We start from the raw sequence: 16,705 nt of genomic DNA, 5'->3' as shown, positions 1-16,705 counted from the left end.
CTATCGACGAATCCCTACATAAGGCGACAGTAAAGCAAACCAGAGCCCTCCCGGATCACAATCCGTCGCACCCGAATTGAGCCATTCCCTTATTACGGCGTTCACAATCTCTTCATTTGATTTTCCATATTGAAGCTGAAGCAGCCAATCATATTCTGTCCCCCCTCCACCTACTACAGGCTTAGCTCCCCTGTCTAACAGTGCAAGGACACACCGGCGCACAAACTCCGTGAGATCGTCGCCACTCAATCCAAACTCTTGTCGACCTGTCGGGATGATCTGCCACATACCCACGGCATCGGTAGGCAATTCCCCCGCTATCGTGTTTATACATTCAGCCATTGTCTGGCCAAAAATTCCAACGGAGTGAAGATTCAAACTCATCTTTGGTGCACCTTAAATCCTGGTGGCAAGCTCAGGTTATTGCTCTTTACCACATCAATCGTGGCACCGCTTTTTACGCTGTTCCGAATGCCAAAGACAGTTCCATCTGCTCTTTGATACCAAGTACCGGCATATCCCGGCGGGGTTGGGACCGGACTAGCCCCGCTCATCAACTGTGCCTGTAGAGCGCCAAATTGTTCTGGTGTCACAGTCCTGATTCTTGGCCCGGCGCCAGGGTGCACATTTCCTACAGGAATGCCGTTCGGCATCAAAATATCACTCGTGCTCCCACGGTTTGTGGCATCGTTCAATATGACCTGCGGCCCTTGCGGCTCAGCCATCGGCGTAACGCTGCCGCCTAGATACGCATTCCCATCCGCGTCATAGCTCGGCGTGGCCAGACTCCCCTGATCCGCCTCATACCCCGGCGTACTCTGCGCATGCCGCCCATCTTCCGCATACCCCGGCACTCGCGTATCGCCACCCGGCGGCACAGCCGGTGTCTCCAACGGCCCATTCGCCTCTTCCGGTCCGCTATCCTTCTCGAATAGCCTGTTCCACACTCGCGTCAGATGCCGCGCAATGTTCTCATTCGCGCTTGCCACGCCGTTAGAGTCGCGCCGCCCCAAGCTTCCGAATGCGCCGCCGGCCGAGCCCGCGCCTATTACCGGCAACGGCAATGCAAGTTGGTTGTTCTCCAACTCCACCCGCGCCGCGTCATTCACCGCCGCCACGGCCTTCGGATCCAGCGCCGCAGTCAGGCCCGCCAGCACGCTCGTCACCAGATTGATGCGCGCCTCGCGCTTCACGGGATCGAGCTTGTTCGATGACTTGCCGGACACCTGCTCCATGAGCTGGCTGATGACGATTCCCGCGGATGCGCCGGTGGCGGCGGCGCCGCATCCTGTGCTTTTTGCCGCAGCCCCCGCGCATCCCAGCAAAGCATGCAGTGCCACATGTCCGGCGGAACCTTCCCCGCCAAGCAGCGGCGCGATTTCCTTGATCTTGGCCGCGCTCAAGCTCTGCAAGTAATTCACGGTTGCCGCTTGCACGAACCCGCTGGCGCTACCCGTCACGTTTGCGCCAGTGGCCAAGCTCACAGCCATCAGTGCTTCACGGTATCTGCCTCCTGGTCCCCATTTCTGGACCGCTTCGTGTTGGGCACGTAGTTGATCTCGACGCGGTCCTTCGGGCTCGTTCTTCAGCGCATCTTCCAGCGCCTTGGCTTCCCTGGCCCGCGTTTCCAGGAACTGCCCGACTTGCCGATTGACCTCCGACGCGATCTCGAACCCCGCCTCGATCTTCTCCTTGTCGAAGATCGGCTTGAGCGCATTCAACGTATCCGACGACGTATCCCGATTCAGCGCGCCGATCGTTTGAGTCGCCGTCAGTCCAGTTAAGTCCTGCTGCGCGACTTCATCGCGAATCACGACATTGCCGCCGCTGATCGCGCTGCGCGTGGTCGAGCTGGCTTTGCCGGAAGCGCCCGCGACAACAGGCAGGCCTGCCGACGCCCCGCCCTTATCGCCCGATTCCCGCGCCTTATCGGCGCCGCCCGCCGCCTGGCCGTTGGCGTTCGCGGCTACGTCCGCTTTGCCCGCGTCGCCTTTCTTGGGTGCGCCCCCGCCGTCGCCGCCCCAGCTATAGCCCCCGCTCAGGGCGATCTGGTCGGCCTTGTACCGGGCCGTGTTCTTTACATCCCGAACATCCAGCGTGCCCGTGCCGAGCGCGTTTCGGCCTTCCAGCGCCGCGCGCTCGCTGCTGGATATCGCCGCGCCGACCAAGGTCGTGTTTCGCGCGATATCCAACTGGAAGCCGCCGTCGCCCGCCTTCAGGCCCGCCTGTTCGCTAGCCGATCGAAAGTCGCTGTTCATCCGGCCTTGAGCGACGTGGCCCGACACCGAACTCTTGCAGTAGCCATACACGCAGATGTTGGCCTTGACCCCGATGCTTTGCTGCTTGGCGTCGTAGGTGCTGGCGTCCTGCAGGGTCTCCAGGCGCAAGTCCTTGCCCACCGACGCGATGATCCGGTCGCCTCGACCGGTCGCACCGATCAAGGACGTGTCAGCGCCGGTTCGCAACGCCAGCACGTTGCCGGCGCTCACGTCGGCATAGGTCCAACGGGTGTCCTTGCCATCGGCACGGCCACGAGCGCCGCTGACGCCGATGGTGACCATGACGCCAGCCCCGTTCTCGCTGTCGGCCGACACGCCGATGCCCACGCTTGCGCTGGAACTCTTGTTCTTCGTGTTCTGCTCGAAGGTGTTTTGCGCGGCCCGCAGCCGGATGTTCCCATCGGCCTCAAGCAGGGCATTGCCGCCCGCCGACAAGCGCGATCCCGTGAGCGTGATGTCCGAAGCCGACCCCGCGCCCTGGGCGAGGAGGGTGAGGTCCTGGCCGGCGGCCACCGTCGATCCGGCCGTGGACGAAGACGCGCGGTCCGTGGCGCTCTGGCTCTTGCTGGTGCCCAGGTCGATACTGAGGCTGACACCGCCCGCGCTCTTCGGGTCCGCCATCACCGCGTCGTAGGCATTGAGCGCGGCAAGGCCCGTGGTCGCCAGGGCCAGGCCCTGCATGACTTTGTTGTCGGTCTTGCCGGCGGCCTCGTTCATCCGACCGGCGGTCTGCATGGCGCTGATCAGCGGCGCGCTGGCGTTGATGCTGACGCCGGATTGCTTGACCTCGTGCAATTCCTTGTCGCGCGTGCTGTCGAGCGCCGCGGCGATATTGATGCCGCGCCCGGTCAGCGTCACATCGCCCTGGCGCGCCAGGACGTTGCTGCCCGTCACGTTCAGTGCGCGCTCCGCGCGGATCAGCGTATCGCCTTCGACGCTGCCGACGGTGCTCGCGGTATGGAACACGTTCTTGCCGTCGAGCGAGTCGGTTTGCCTGCGCGTGCCGTAGCTCAGCCCTCCCATCGCGCCTAGCCCCGACTTCCTGACCATCTTGTAGTCATAGCGGTCAGAACGATTCTCGCCAGGCAGAATGTTCACGTCGCGCTCGCCAGCGATGAGCAGGTCTCGCTGCGCGCCGACGTTCGATCCCGTCACGTTCAGGTCGCGGCCAGCCGACAGCACCGCCGTGTCGCCCGTGAAGGTGGCGGCCTGCGCCAGTATCTGGTCCACCGACTGAATCTTGTGGGTGGACTTGGATCGCAGAAAGCCGCGCTCCTTGTTATGGCTTTCGGCATACGCGTACAGCGTCCGCTCGCCGGCGGTTATCTGGATGTCACGGCCCGCATCGACGGCCAGTTGCTTGCCCGCGGTGACATCCGCCGCGCGCGCAATGACGTCTTGACCGGCAACCAACGCCAGGTTGCCACCCGCGGCGATTGTCGTGCCGGTCTGCTCACTGCTACGAAACTCGTAGCGATTGCGCGCGTCCCGCACATTGGTTTCGCCATGGCTTTGGGTCAGGGCGGTCAGCGACAGGTCGCGTCCGGCCTGCAGGCGCGCATCGTCCTGGACGGCTAGCTGCGCCGCCGTCAAGGCAAGGTCGCGCCCGGCCCGCATGTCCAGACTGCCTGCGTCAATACGCGCGATGCCGGTCAGGTACGAGCCCCAGGTCGTGCCGTGGTTCTCCTTGGCGGCGGTCGATGTCAGGCGTATATCGCGGCCGGCCAAGAGCGCAACCGTCTTGCCCACGATCCTGGATACCTGGTTGGTGAGGTCCTCGCGCGCGGCCAGATCGATCCGCCCGCCCTGGATGCGCCCGCCCGCCTGGTTGACGATATTGGCCGCGCCCATCACGAGCGCCTCGCGCGCGCCCAGGGTGCCGCTGCTGGCGATATCGCCTTGGGCCGCGAGTTCGACATTGCGCCCGGTTATCAACGTGCCGTCGCCTTTCAAATCGTCCGGCCGCACCAGCAAGTAGACCCTCGGGACAAGCACGCTCCCGGTGCTGCCATCGGCCAGTGTGATCGACTCCTCCTCCAGCCAGACGAGATCAGTGGTCAGCAGGCGCTGCTGCGCCTCGCTCAGCGCCACCCCGATCTTCAGGCCATTGCGTTGGGCGAAGCGAGCACCTTCGGCCATCAACGCCTTGTACTGCGCGTCGTAATCGCTGTAGTTCTCCAGGAAGCGCTGCCCCGAGGAAGCCAGGATCTGGTCAGACACGAGCTTCTGTTCGTAGAACCCGTCACCCAGGCGTCTGGGCTGGCCCGTGGGCGTCAGGAATCCGGCGCTTGCGGGAAACAGGGCGTCCCAATTCGGCGGGCGCGCGTCGGACGACCCTTTGCCTGTCGTCGCAGCGCCAATAGTGGTGTCCGGCGCCGCGCCGGGCTGGCGCAACAAGTCCAGCAGGTAATCGCTGGACACGAACGGACGCTGGCCAACGAAACGCGGGTCGGTAGCCACGATGTACGGCGCATCCGGCTTGCCGTTGACGGCAAAGAACTGACTGTCGGGAATACTCGCGGGATTGGCAACGACACGCACCGTGTTGCCACCGGGCAGGTCCACACTGGCCACCTGCACGGGGCCGGGTACGGCGATGCCGCTGGCCCCCGGCGTCTTGCCGCTCAGTGACACCACTGCGTTGCCGCCTGCGGCGCCCACCGGCAATTCGATGCTCTCTTCGCTTGCGGTGCGCCGGTAACGCGATTGGTTTTCTTTGCGGTGGTTCTTTCTGCCCGGATAGGTATGGGTTTGCGTGCCCTCGCGCGTCGTGATGCGGACCCCGCCGGCTCCTATATTCTGGATCGCCGGACCTTGCACGGACAGTGCGCCGCCCGCCGCAATCTGGCTTTTATCGTTGACGACAGTGCCGGCCAGTGTCATGGCGCCGCCGGCCAGGATCTTGCCGGGATCGGAGCTCAGCGTCCGCGTTTCGGTGACCGTTTCATCCAGGTAGTAGTAGGTAAAGTCATCGACCAGATGGCGCTGGAAGTCCGCATTGAATGCGTTGATGCGGGTATTCAGTTCGAGGAAGGGCGCCTGGTAAGCGGCGAACGCGCGCTTGTAGGCCTCCCGGCTGGCGTTCTCCTCGGCAATGCATCGGCCATCGCGTCCGCAGTAGCGCGGCGTCCACTGCGGCGCCGGGCCTGTCGGCGGCTTCACGTCGAAAACCTGCCAGATCTTCGCATCCACGCGGTAGGCGTAGGACGGCCCCGAGCTCCCGAACCTACCGCTCCCGAATTTCTTGGGCCGGGAACACTTCGGGCCGCTCCCCTCCAGGGCGCAGCGGTCCAATTGGGGAACCCGGATAGGCGTGACCGGAATATGCCCGTGCTTGTTGCGAATACCTGGCGTGTAATCGAACTGCGGCCCGTAGCGCGATGCCGGATATTGGTCGGACGGCAGCAGCAGCATGCGCTCGGCGTCGTCGTCCATGAAGCTTCGGGGATCCTGACTGCACAGCTTGGTGACCGAGTCGCAGACCCAGTTGTCCGCCATGTCGTACATGACGCCGGAATTCCATGGCTTGGCATAGACCTTTTTCTGCTCGGCCACCTTCACCATGCCGCTGGTGTACTGGGTGTTCTGGTTATCGATCCGCGCCGCGCAGATGTGCGCATCGCCGGCAGCCTCGATGGTGGCCGAGGCGTTCAAGAGCGAGGCGGCCTGATCGATAGCCGCGCCGTGCATATCCAGCGCGCCGCCGATGCGCAGGTCGGCGCCCGAGTAAATCAGAGCATGGTCGCGGTTGGTCAGCGATGCCACTCCGAGATTCATGTTCCCGCGCGAGGCGATGACGGCGCCGCCGCCCGCCCCGGCGCCATTGACCAGGGTGCCCGCCTGGATGGACAACGTGTCGCCATAGATGCGGCCGGTGTTCTCCACGCGATCCGCGGCGAGGCGCGTCGAGCCGCCGTCGATGAGGCCCGCGTTGGTCAGGCCGCGCGCGACCGTGATGGCATTGGCGCCGCCGGCCAACAGTTCGCCCGAGGCCTGGTTGTTCAACGAGCCTGCCGTGATGGTCAGATCGCGGACGGCGCTGATCCGGGCGCGGTTGTCCATGTCGCCGCCCACGGACAGCGCAAGGTCGCGGCCGCTGGCGATATCGCCTTCCTGGCTCAGGGAGCCGGCGTATTGGAACGACAGATCGCCCGCCGACTGCAATGTGCCCAACCCTTGCAGAACCTGCGTGACGACCGTCAGGCGCTTGTCCGCCAGCAGCTTGCCGCCGGCGTTGTCCAGCCGGTCGGCCAGGATTCGCGCATTGCCCTGGGAGGCGATTTCGCCGCCGGTGTTGTCCAGGTCCTGGGTGGACAGTGTCAGATCTTCGCGCGCCTGCACGGACCCCGTCTGGTTACCCACCCGGTCCGCCAGAATGTCGACCACCTTGCCCAGCACGCCCTTGGGGGGATCGCCAGCCGCGGTCAACGTGCCGCCGTTATCGAGGCTGGCCGCGCGCAGCGTCAGCGCGTTGTCGGCCTGGATCAGGCCTGCGTGGTTGTCCACCGCGTTCGTGGTGGCGGGGGAGGAGGTTGCGGTGATGGTCACATCACGCCCGGCCAGCGTGCCGCGGCGGTTGGCGATGGCGGCGGCCTCGATGCGCGCGGCGCCCGCTGCGGCAATCCGCCCACCCGTGTTGTCGAGATTTCCGCCAAGCTCGATCTCGGCATCGCTCGTCGCAATCAGCTCGCCGCCCTGGTTGCGCAGATTGGCGGCGGTGGCGATCAGATCGCCGCCAGCCAGCACCGAGCCCGTGTTGTCCAGCATGGTTCCGGCCTTCAGACTGGCACGCCCGGCTGCCGTGGCGATACCGGCGTTGCCCAGCGCACCGCCCGCGCTCAGGTCCAGCGCCGCGCCGGACTGCAAGCGGCCGTCCGTCGTGGCGCTGAGTGCGCCGGCGGCATGGATGTCGAGGTCGCCCGTTTGCGTCGCGGCGAGGCCGCCCAGCGTTGCGTCGGCGCCCGCGCGCAGCGTCATGCCGTGTTGCGCGGAAGCCGAGCCCAGCGCGGTGAGCGCACCACCGGCTTGAGCCGTCAGCCCACCGCCCGCCTGCTGCCGCGAGGCGGCGCGCAGCGCGATGTCGCCGCGCTGCGTGGTCAGCGAAAGATCGCCCTGCAAGGCGACGGCCGTGCCTTCGATGCTGAGCGTGTCGCCCGCGGTCAAAGATTGCGAGCCGCCCGCCAGCATGCGGCCAGCCACTTCCAGTGCCCCTGATGCTGAAGCGTTCAACGTGCGGCCAGCTTGCGCCAGCCCGGCAGTGCCCACCGCCACGTCACGGCCTGTCAGCGTCAGGCTCGCGTCGGTGGCGGTGGTCCCGTTCAAGTGCGCGTCGTGCGTGGCGGCAAGCCGCATGTCTCCCACGGAACCGAGGGCGCCCGCCACGAACAGGGAGCGCCGCGCGTGGACGGTCAGCGTACCGGCGGCCTGCAACGACCCGTCCTGTTTGACGACGACATCGCTCCCAGCCGTGAGAGAGGCATCGCCCGCTGCGCGCCCGCCCAGCGCAGCCGCCAGACCGCCCACGCGGACGTCGCCTTTTGCGGCAAGCGTCAGGCCGCCGCCGGCGGCAATGACGCCATCAGCGTCCAACTGGGCGCCGGCACTCGCGTTCAGGTTCTGCGACGCCTGCATCCTGCCGGTTGCCGCGACTTCCAGGTTTGCGCCCGCGTCAGCCGTAAGCCCGCCCGCCAGCGCAGTCGCGATGCCGGCGACACGGATGTCGCGCCGCGCGCCCAGGACAACGGGCGAGCCGGCGGTCGCCGCGCCGGTGATGAACAGATCGCGGCCCGCCTGCGCTTGCAACGTACCCAGGCTCGCACCAGACCCGGCGCCCTTGGCGGTACCCGCGATGCCGGCGATTCGCAGGTCCTGGCCCGCGCTCAGCAGCAGCTTGGCGCTGCCCTGGGCCAGGCCCGTCTCGCCGACGGTCAGATCATCGTTCGCCTCGGTGCGCAGGGTACCGTTGGCGACGGTCTTGCCGTTCAACTCCGCGTTCTTGCCAACTGTCAGGATGATGTCCCGCAGACCGGAAATCGAGCCGTTCGCCAGCAGCTTGCCGCTGGCCTGCGCCTGCAATGATCCGCCGGCCTGCAGCGCACTCGCACCACCCAGCGTCAAGGCGCCGCCGCTGCCGACCTTGAGCGCCCCCGTGTCCACCAAAACCGTGCCGTCCACGGTCAAGTCCCTTTCGACTCGCAACGTCGCGGCTTGACCCGCCACCAACGTGCCCGCCAGCGTCCCGGTCCCTACCCGTGCCAGGATCGAACCATTGGCCTGCTGTCGCGATCCCGCCAAGGTGGTCAGGCCGCCGGGCGTCTGAATGATCAGGTTGCCGGCGGCGAAGTGCTGGCCCGCAAGGCGCTGATTGGTCGCTTCCAGTATCAGGTCGCCCAGCGATGTCATCGTGCCGGTGGCCATCAGCGTGCTGCCCGCGCGTGCTTGCAATACGCCACCTGCCAGCGTCTGGCTGTCGGCAGACAGGTTCATACCTTTTCCGGCGATCAGATCCAGGGGCCCGTTGGCGGACGCAGCGGTGCCGGCCAAGTCCATCTGGCTGCCGGCCTCCAGGTGCATGCCCATGTCACCGCGCGTCGCGCCGGCCACCGATAAATCGCCTGCCGCGAGCAGGCGCGCCTTGCCGGATGCGTCTGCCTGCCCGGTGGCGCCGATACGTAGATTGCGTCCGGCGTCCATACCCAACGATCCACCGGCACTGAGCGTTCCGTCCACACGCGTATCGCGTGTCGCCCGCACCTGGAGATCGGCCGCGGACACCAATGCGCCGCCCAATGTGAGATCGCGGCCCGCAGTGGCCCGCACCTGCTTGCCTTGCAGCTTGCCCGCCGAACCCTGCGCCAGATCGTTGCCGCTTGTCAGGCTCAACGCCGCGTCGGTCAGGACGGCCCCGCCCAAGGATGCATCCCGGCCGGTTCGTAGCGTGACGTTGCCGGTCGACTGCAATTGCGTGCCGGCCTCCAGGGTCAAGTTACCGTCGGCCTGGGTCAGCAACGTCCCCGACGCGTACACCTGTTGCGGCAGTACCAGGTCGCGTCCCGCTTGTAGCGTGACGTAATCCTTTGCGGACACCACGCCGGCCACCAGGGATACGCCGCCGCGCGAGTCGGCCGGCGCGTCGGACGGCTTGCCCAACTGCGCATCCGCCTGCGCTGCGGCATCGGCACCACTATCGGTGGTTACGCCCTGGGCGGGTTGCGGCACGGCCGTCTGAAGGGCCACCGTCAGGTTGCGGCCAGATTGCACGCGCGCGTCCTGGCCCGACGTCAGCAGGCTTCCCGATAGCGAAAGGTCCCTGCCGGCGGCTACACGCAAGGCGCCCTGTGTACGCAGGCTGCCTTGTGCGCCCACAGTTGCGTCGCCGCGCGCGTCCACGTCCAGCGCCGCGCCCGCGCCGACCGCGCCCGACACCGCGACTTTACCTGCGGCGGTGAGCGCCACCGCGCCTGTCGCCTGCGCCGCGCCCTGCACGGCCAGGTCGCCGCCACTCTCCACGCGCAGATCCCCCGCTGCCTGCACGGTGGCGCGCGGCGCAATGCGGACGTCGCCGGCGGCATTGACCTGCAAATCGCCCGTCAGCGCCATCAGATTGCCGCCGATGTTCACCCCCACGCCGGCCTCGGTGCCGATCAGGCGGATGCTGTTGGCGTACATGCCGCCCAGCGCGGCGGTGTCCAGCGTTACCCCGGGTGCTGGGCCATCACCCGCCTGCGGCGATACGGCGCCCGTGCCATAGTCGACCTGCGACGCGCCGGCCGTCACGTTCAACCGGTTCGCCCAGACCTGCGCGTTGATCTCCAGCGTGCGCGCGATCAGTTCCACCTGGCTCAGGTTCATGCCGTTCAGGCCTTGCCCCTCGATGCCAAGCCGGCCTGTCGTCACGTCAAAACCAATGCCGCCGTCGGGCCCGACGCGCGGCTTGCCGGTGGTCAACGTGGCGCGGTCCGCGTTCAGGAATCCGCAGCCATTGCAGGTAATGCCCGCCGGGTTGGCGACGATGACGTTGGCCCGGTTGCCAGCCACTTCCAACGTGCCGAGCAATTGCGACGGATTGGGCGCGGTGACCTGGTTGAGAATGGTGCCCGCATGCCGATTGCCCAGCATGGGGTTGCCGTCCACTTGCCCGGCCAGTTGCGACGGGCTGGCGCCGCCGCTGTTATTGAGCACCACGCCGGATGGGCCGACGTTGAATTGCGTGTAGCGGTTGTTCGACACGCCACCGGCCGAAGGCGGCGCGATATTGACCACCGGCACGCCATGGCTGACGCTCACGAAGGGCTTGGCGCCCGGCACACTTCTGTCCACCGAGATCGGCAGGGTCTGCGCCATCACGGGCGACCAGACCTGCGTGAAGACCACGGACCACGCCATCAGGGAACGGAGCTTGGACATCATTCGTACTCGGTTGAAGGCGGCTTGGAGGGAGGGCGTCGCAATCGTCTTGATGACTGCGGGACTCCCCACATCCCGTCACCCGCCACGGATCGCCAGCGCTATCTGCGATCGGCAATTGCGTGTTTCGCGAAGCGCCATGCAGGGCTTCACTTTTAGCCGTGCCCCGTTCGTGCAAGACGTAGGAACGATCCGAGATTCAGCGTGACACGCGCGAAAATCGGATGAATGACGTGTTGTGTGGGTAATCCGCGCATCGGCGGAAATCACGGTGGATGGGATCGAAAGCCCCGCGCCGGTCTCGCGCAATGCCTTTCGTCCATTCAGTCCAGGCCCACCTTCGCCGAATGCTTCGGCGCCCGATAATGCGACGAACGCTTGCGTGATTGCCGTGTCGTGGCCTCAAGGGACCGCCCCGGCTTGGCCAGCGCCCGCGCCAGTTGCTTGCCTGACACCCTACGGCGGCCGACGGTGTCTTCGTCCACGTCCACCTTGACGTACAGCCGGAACAGCCAGAATTGCCGTTCGGCATCGCACCAGTAATAGATCACCCGCAGGCCGCTGCGCTTGCCCCGGCTGCGGTGAGGATCGGCGTAGCGCAGCTTGCGCAGTCCGCCCGTGCCTTCGAGCACCACGCCCGCCTCCGGCATTTTCAGCATCATGCATTGCAGCGCGCGAAATGCGTCATCGTCCAGGAACTTCTCGCGGTCGCGCGAGAACTCGGGCCGTTCGACAAACAGGGCATTCATGGCAATGCACGCGTATCACTATCGTGGATAGACTGAAACCCATTTTGAAGGGCTTCAACGTATCCATGCGCGTGCGGGCCGTGGGTTTCGGACGAAGCGAATGACTGCGCCTCACGGTGGAGGTCAGAACGGCTTCATCACCACCAGCAGAATGATCAGCACCGGCGCGGCCAGCACCACCGGCATCAACCGCGCACGACTCGCCTCAGTGACGTCGCCCGCCGCCTCCGCCAACCGCCGCAGCCGTCCCGCCTGCATCCCGTGCACCGCCGCCAGCAACAGCACCAACGCCAGCTTCACCGACAGCCACCCGCTGCCAAACCAGCCCGCGCTCGTCGCCAGATACACGCCGCTGGCCAACGCGCCCACCATCGACGGCGTGGTCAGCAACCGTTCCCACTTGCGCAGCAGGCGCAGGCGCGCCAGCTCCTGCGGCAAGGCCGGGCCCGGCAGCTTGTCGGCCGCCGCCAGCACGAACGCCTGCACCACCATCCCCGCCACCCAGAACAGCACCAGCGCCAGGTGCAGCGACTTGATCAGCAGATACGCCATCGCTCACGCCTCCCGCGCGCGGCGCAGCGAACGCGCGATCACGAAGCCGCCAAACGGCACCAGCGTCGCCACCAACGTCCACACCAGCCGCTGGCGCGGCCAACCCTGCGCCGACGCCACATTGCACGCCAGCGCGATATAGACCATGAACGCCACCCCATGCACCGGCCCCACCCACGAGACCCCTTGCGGCATCCCGGCCAGATGCTTCAACGGCACCGCGATGCCCAGCAGCGCCAGCAGCGTCACCCCTTCCAGCATGGCCGCCCACTTGAAGAGAGCAGGGGTCGAAGCATCGGCGTCTTTCAGGGGCATGGCAGCGTCTCGCAACAGGATGAGCGGCATTGTCCGGGCTGGCGCAATCGCCAGCCATTGGCCAAAATGCCAATCTTCGAAAGAAATCCGCCAACCGTGCGCCGCCGTCCGCCCGACCCATCTCGAGGCCCCAGCCCCATGCCCCCGCCCACCCCGCACCGCGTCGCCGTGCTCGCCTTCGACGGCCTCGTCGCGGGCGACCTGTCCATCCCCTGCGAGATCTTCCAGCTCGCCGAAACCCTCGACGGCCGCCGCCCCTACGCCGTGCAGGTCCACGCCGGCAAACCCCGCGTCCGCACCCACGCCTACGACCTGCACATCCGCCACCGCCTGGACGCCGCGCGCGGCGCCGACACCCTCGTCATCCCCGGCCTGGCCGACCCGGCCGACAGCGTCCCGGACGACATCCTCGACCTGGTCTGCCACGCCCACGCCCGGGGCGCCCGCATCGCCTCCATCTGCACCGGCGCCTTCGTCCTGGCCGCCAGCGGCATCCTCGACGGCCTCAAGGCCACCACCCACTGGAAAGCCGCCGGCCTGCTCGCGCGCCGCTACCCCGCCATCGACGTCAACCCCAACGTCCTGTTCGTCGACAACGGCCAGGTCCTGACCTCCGCCGGCGCCGCCGCCGGCATGGACCTGTGCCTGCACATGATCAAGCGCGACCACGGCGCCGCCGTCGCCGCCAACAGTGCCCGCCTGGCCGTCGTGCCGCTGGAACGCGCCGGCGGCCAAGCGCAATTCATCGTCCGGCCCACGCCGGCCTCGCACACCGACCTGACGCCGCTGCTGCACTGGATCGAACACCGGCTGGCCGAGAACCTGACCGTCGCCGCGCTGGCCGCCCAGGCCGCGGTCAGCGTGCGCACCTTGAACCGGCGGTTTCAGGAACTGCTGGGGGTGAGTCCGCTGCAATGGGTGATCCAGGCGAGGGTGAATCGTGCGCGCGAGATGCTGGAGACGACGGACCTGCCGGTGGAGCGGGTGGCGATGGAGGTGGGGTTCGGGTCAGCGGTGTCGCTGCGGGAGCATTTCACGGGGATCGTGGGGACGAGCCCGACGGGGTATCGACGGGCGTTCCGGCGGGCGGCGTGAGGGTGGCTTGTTGCTTGGGATGCGGCGGCCTGACGCTTGGCGGCCTGGAACTGGCCTGACGCGTTGCGCGGCAGGCCGTTGGTCTTTTTCGGGTTACTGGATCGAGCGCGGCGCGTTGTGCGTTGCGGCGTCGAACGCGGCGTCATCGGCGTAGGCGCGGGCCGATTCCAGCATGGCGTCGGTCAGGGTGCCGAGGTGATCGCACAGGCCCTCCACGCCGCCCATCAACGCGGCCACCGTCCATGCGTCCAGCGGCTGGCTGCCGGTGGCGGCGGGTTCCGAGGCGCTGTTGCCGACCAGGCGAGCGATGGTCTGGATGGCGTAGCGGGCGCGTTCGATGTTGTAGAGGTGGGAGAGGGGGACTGGGCCGAGTTCGGGGTCGGTGTCGACCAGCCAGGGGTTTTGGGTGAGGGGGTGGGATTGCATGACAGGCTCCAAAGACTGATGAAGCCCGCTCCCCACTTCCAAATGGGGTGGGCGGGCGCAAGGCAAGGTTGGAAGACCGGCGTCTTTGGAAACCGGCGTGCGCGAACGCACCCTCGCCAGGGCCCGCCCATAGGGACGTGCAGAGGCGTACGGACGTGAAAAAGCCGCCAAGCGGCGGCGGTCCGCCAAAGACATTGCCGGCTTCCAAACCGGGCTACCGTTGGTGACAGTAGTGTAGGGAGTATAAGGCGATGGGCAGCCCCTTATCTGCAAAGTGAGGCAATTTGGCCACTGGCACAGACACCAAGTGATGTCTGCTTTCGACCCGGAGCGGAAGTTCAACAGGTTAAGGCCAATGGCCGCTCCGCAACGGTAAGCAGACATCGAGTCACGCACCGTTCAGTTCGGATCACCGGTGCGTTGCCGACTTTCGCGCTGAACAACTGCGCACGCAACGGTAAGGTCAGCGCAGATTGCTACTTGAGCTGTGTGGACCAGCAACGCTCGAGCTCGGGCTAGATCGGTGTCGAAGTGGGCTTTAGCGCTCACCAGGATTGGCATACTCGTCTCTCAGCTCGCATCGAACACGTCGTTGATTGCCCCAAACAGTGCGGCGAATCTTGCGGACGTCGCGACGTCCAGTGACTTGGGAGGTGATGAAGCGAACTGAGATGCAACGGCATAGTGGTTGAATCCGCCCGACGGCCTAAGCGAGATCCCATTGGCTTCAACGTACTTTTCCAAGCGGCGCACGATCCGATCGCCTGCTGGCAAATCAGCTTCGTTCAATTCTCTCCCGGCAAGCTGCTTAGCAAACGTCGCGTTGAAGTACTTCAAGTAAAGGCTCGGGGTGAAGAGATCTTCGATGTCGGTCGGGGTTGTGCTCTGCCCAAACTTCTTCTCATCGCGAAACTGCGAAACGTTGAAAAGCGACTTGGCGTTGAGAAGCTTGTCGCGAACAAGTACAGCCAACTTTTGCTCCGGAGACCCCTTGTAGTCGTGGAGCACCGCAAGCTTCAACCCACTTGCACCAAGCAGAGATACAAACGTCGCGACGTTGTCCAATCCGCCCGTCGGTACGATCGTAAGGTCGGCGCGAAGTCCCGGCGTGCCTTTTGCGTCGAATAGGCTAGACACCACCTGCAGATAGATCAGTTCAGATGGCCCTTCGACCAAGAGATTGCGTTCAGATATGAACAGGTTCTGAGCGATCGTCCATCCCAAGGCGGCCTGCAGTGGGAATATTGTTCGTGGATCAGATCCGTTAAGGTTCGAGGAGATGACCGTGCCTACTTTGAGCTGGTCCTCCACCAGCCGTACCTGGTGGAGTCGGTCTGAGTGGATCATGAACGGTGAATGCGTCGTGTAGAGAACTTGATGGTCTTGTGCGAGGCGATCGATGTACCGAAGAAAATCAGCCTGAGCGAGCGCATGAAGAGCCAACCCCGGCTCATCCAGCAACAGAATCAGTTTTTTTCCTGCACTCTTTCCCGATGGGTCGAGTTGATGCTGGACACTGTCGAACCAGACCAAAAAACTAAAGAACCAGATGAATCCGCGGCTGCGCTGATCGAATGGCGTGCTAACTCCGCGATGCCTGCGATTCTTGATACGCAGGTAGAGGTTGGCCCCGTTGTTGAATGGCACAGCATCAGTTGGATCGGCCTTGAGGTCGACTTCCACTTCCAAGTCCTCGTTCTGCTTCCAGAACTCCATGACCTGATCTGTAAGGCTGATCGAGACGCCTTCGATCTTCGCCTTCAACTCCTCATAGCTGCCCGGGCTTACGAGGTCTTCCATCGAAATGTCGGCCATTCTCAGCAAGGCCAGTACCGAGCGGTGTGCCGCGGTCAGCTGCTTGGGATCGTTCTTCGCCGCCTCAGCACGTTGTGCGAGGTCGGCTAAATTCATTTTGCCGGGCAGTATGTCGTAGTCACTAAAGTAGAGGAACTTGGGTACGTTCGCCTGCACATGGGACCAGACTTCCCACTGAGAAACACTTGGCCACTTCGTCGCCTGAAGGCGCGTATTCAGGCTTGCAAGCGCAGCGTTGTCCTCGGCTGTCAGGCTGGCCTCTTTGAGCAGATCGGGAATTGCCCGGAGGGTTTTCGCTTCCTTCATAGCAGTCTGCGCGTCGGAGCTCAGCGTCTTGGCGAATGCTTGTATCACCGGTGTCTCGTCAACTGGCAGTGACAGCTGGATCGTGTTGTCGTACTTGTGGGTGACGGCAAACCGATATCCAGAGGGAAGTTTGGTCTTGAGCGCCTCATTTGCAGCGCCAACCTCCGACTCCTCCAGTTCGTATGTCAGAACTGTTGCAGTGGCGGGTGCCGTCTTGTGCTGCTTCAAGTACGACGAGAGATCCTTTCGCGGGTAGTCGTCAACTGGATCAAACTCATCCTCACCAACTGCGTCGGACGACTTATGAAGCGCCTTTAAGAGAACCGTCTTCCCCGCTTCATTCATACCAACGAAAACCGTGACGGTTGGGTCTATCTCAACCGTTTGTTCGCTGTTCATCGAACGGAACGGGCCCACTTTCGCCGATACAAGAATCATAGTGCCTCCAGTCGTTGAAGTTACACATTGTAAGTCAGCATATCGGGGGCCGCCATCACGGAGGAGGAACCTGGAAGATGTCCTTCAACGCAGTAAAGCGGTGACCACCAAAGCGACTCGCCTGCGCGACCAAGCAAACAAAAAGCCTTGTGGGGTCAGCACCTTGTCGCTTTGCAGACGGTCCCGCATCGCCACTCGAAGGGCTGCAACCGGCCTCATGCGGACAGCCGAGCGAGTGATGCCACGGGCTGCTCCTGGCCGAAAGCGGTCGTAATTCGATTTCGATGCCAAATAAATAGTCATATGGAAAAAACAAGGGCTGCA

Annotated in this window: 8 protein-coding genes; 1 reads left to right on the top strand and 7 read right to left on the bottom strand. The window is 64.8% G+C overall.

Translation table 11 applies throughout. The features are described 5' to 3' along the window. The 5 genes from ACUDCK_RS00460 to ACUDCK_RS00440 form a co-directional block, all read right to left on the bottom strand. Positions 1-384 carry a hypothetical protein gene (locus ACUDCK_RS00460; RefSeq protein WP_082884037.1) on the bottom strand — a complete coding sequence of 128 codons (384 nt, stop codon included), beginning with the start codon at positions 382-384 and terminating at the stop codon, positions 1-3. Next, positions 381-10,688 (bottom strand): two-partner secretion domain-containing protein, encoded by a 10,308-nt coding sequence (locus tag ACUDCK_RS00455; RefSeq protein ID WP_175167305.1) that lies wholly within the window; start codon positions 10,686-10,688, stop codon positions 381-383. The genes ACUDCK_RS00460 and ACUDCK_RS00455 overlap by 4 nt, the downstream gene beginning before the upstream one ends. A 320-nt stretch (positions 10,689-11,008) precedes the next feature. Beyond that, positions 11,009-11,434 carry a hypothetical protein gene (locus ACUDCK_RS00450; RefSeq protein ID WP_054504346.1) on the bottom strand — a complete coding sequence of 142 codons (426 nt, stop codon included), beginning with the start codon at positions 11,432-11,434 and terminating at the stop codon, positions 11,009-11,011. Between the two features lie 123 nt (positions 11,435-11,557). Then, entirely contained in the window at positions 11,558-11,986 is a 429-nt protein-coding gene (locus tag ACUDCK_RS00445) for a CopD family protein (RefSeq protein WP_064527464.1), read from the bottom strand. A 3-nt stretch (positions 11,987-11,989) separates the two neighbouring features. Next, positions 11,990-12,301: a DUF3817 domain-containing protein gene (locus ACUDCK_RS00440; protein ID WP_054440187.1), complete on the bottom strand. Its 312-nt coding sequence runs from the start codon at positions 12,299-12,301 to the stop codon at positions 11,990-11,992. 138 nt (positions 12,302-12,439) lie between these two features. On the opposite strand from ACUDCK_RS00440, the gene ACUDCK_RS00435 reads away from it, so the two are divergent. Beyond that, on the top strand, positions 12,440-13,396 hold the full coding sequence (locus ACUDCK_RS00435) for a GlxA family transcriptional regulator (RefSeq protein WP_175167306.1): 957 nt from the start codon (positions 12,440-12,442) through the stop codon (positions 13,394-13,396). 93 nt (positions 13,397-13,489) lie between these two features. Here the strand turns inward: ACUDCK_RS00435 and ACUDCK_RS00430 are convergent, their stop codons facing one another. Next, complete coding sequence (locus ACUDCK_RS00430; protein ID WP_006392221.1) at positions 13,490-13,822, bottom strand: hypothetical protein; 333 nt, start codon at positions 13,820-13,822, stop codon at positions 13,490-13,492. Between the two features lie 570 nt (positions 13,823-14,392). After that, the gene (locus ACUDCK_RS00425; protein ID WP_175167307.1) at positions 14,393-16,381 is read right to left on the bottom strand and encodes an AAA family ATPase; all 1,989 of its coding nucleotides are present in this window, start codon (positions 16,379-16,381) and stop codon (positions 14,393-14,395) included. Positions 16,382-16,705: the final 324 nt, after the last annotated feature.

This window comes from Achromobacter sp. CF-sbj1-Ac2-l (genome assembly GCF_052698165.1).
This window is presented reverse-complemented; position numbering and strand designations above follow the sequence as displayed.

Coding starts and splice junctions, on each gene's coding strand:
- ACUDCK_RS00460 (WP_082884037.1), bottom strand. CDS start 384: ATGAGTTTGAATCTTCACTCCGTTGGAATTTTTGGCCAGACAATGGCT.
- ACUDCK_RS00455 (WP_175167305.1), bottom strand. CDS start 10,688: ATGATGTCCAAGCTCCGTTCCCTGATGGCGTGGTCCGTGGTCTTCACG.
- ACUDCK_RS00450 (WP_054504346.1), bottom strand. CDS start 11,434: ATGAATGCCCTGTTTGTCGAACGGCCCGAGTTCTCGCGCGACCGCGAG.
- ACUDCK_RS00445 (WP_064527464.1), bottom strand. CDS start 11,986: ATGGCGTATCTGCTGATCAAGTCGCTGCACCTGGCGCTGGTGCTGTTC.
- ACUDCK_RS00440 (WP_054440187.1), bottom strand. CDS start 12,301: ATGCCCCTGAAAGACGCCGATGCTTCGACCCCTGCTCTCTTCAAGTGG.
- ACUDCK_RS00435 (WP_175167306.1), top strand. CDS start 12,440: ATGCCCCCGCCCACCCCGCACCGCGTCGCCGTGCTCGCCTTCGACGGC.
- ACUDCK_RS00430 (WP_006392221.1), bottom strand. CDS start 13,822: ATGCAATCCCACCCCCTCACCCAAAACCCCTGGCTGGTCGACACCGAC.
- ACUDCK_RS00425 (WP_175167307.1), bottom strand. CDS start 16,381: ATGATTCTTGTATCGGCGAAAGTGGGCCCGTTCCGTTCGATGAACAGC.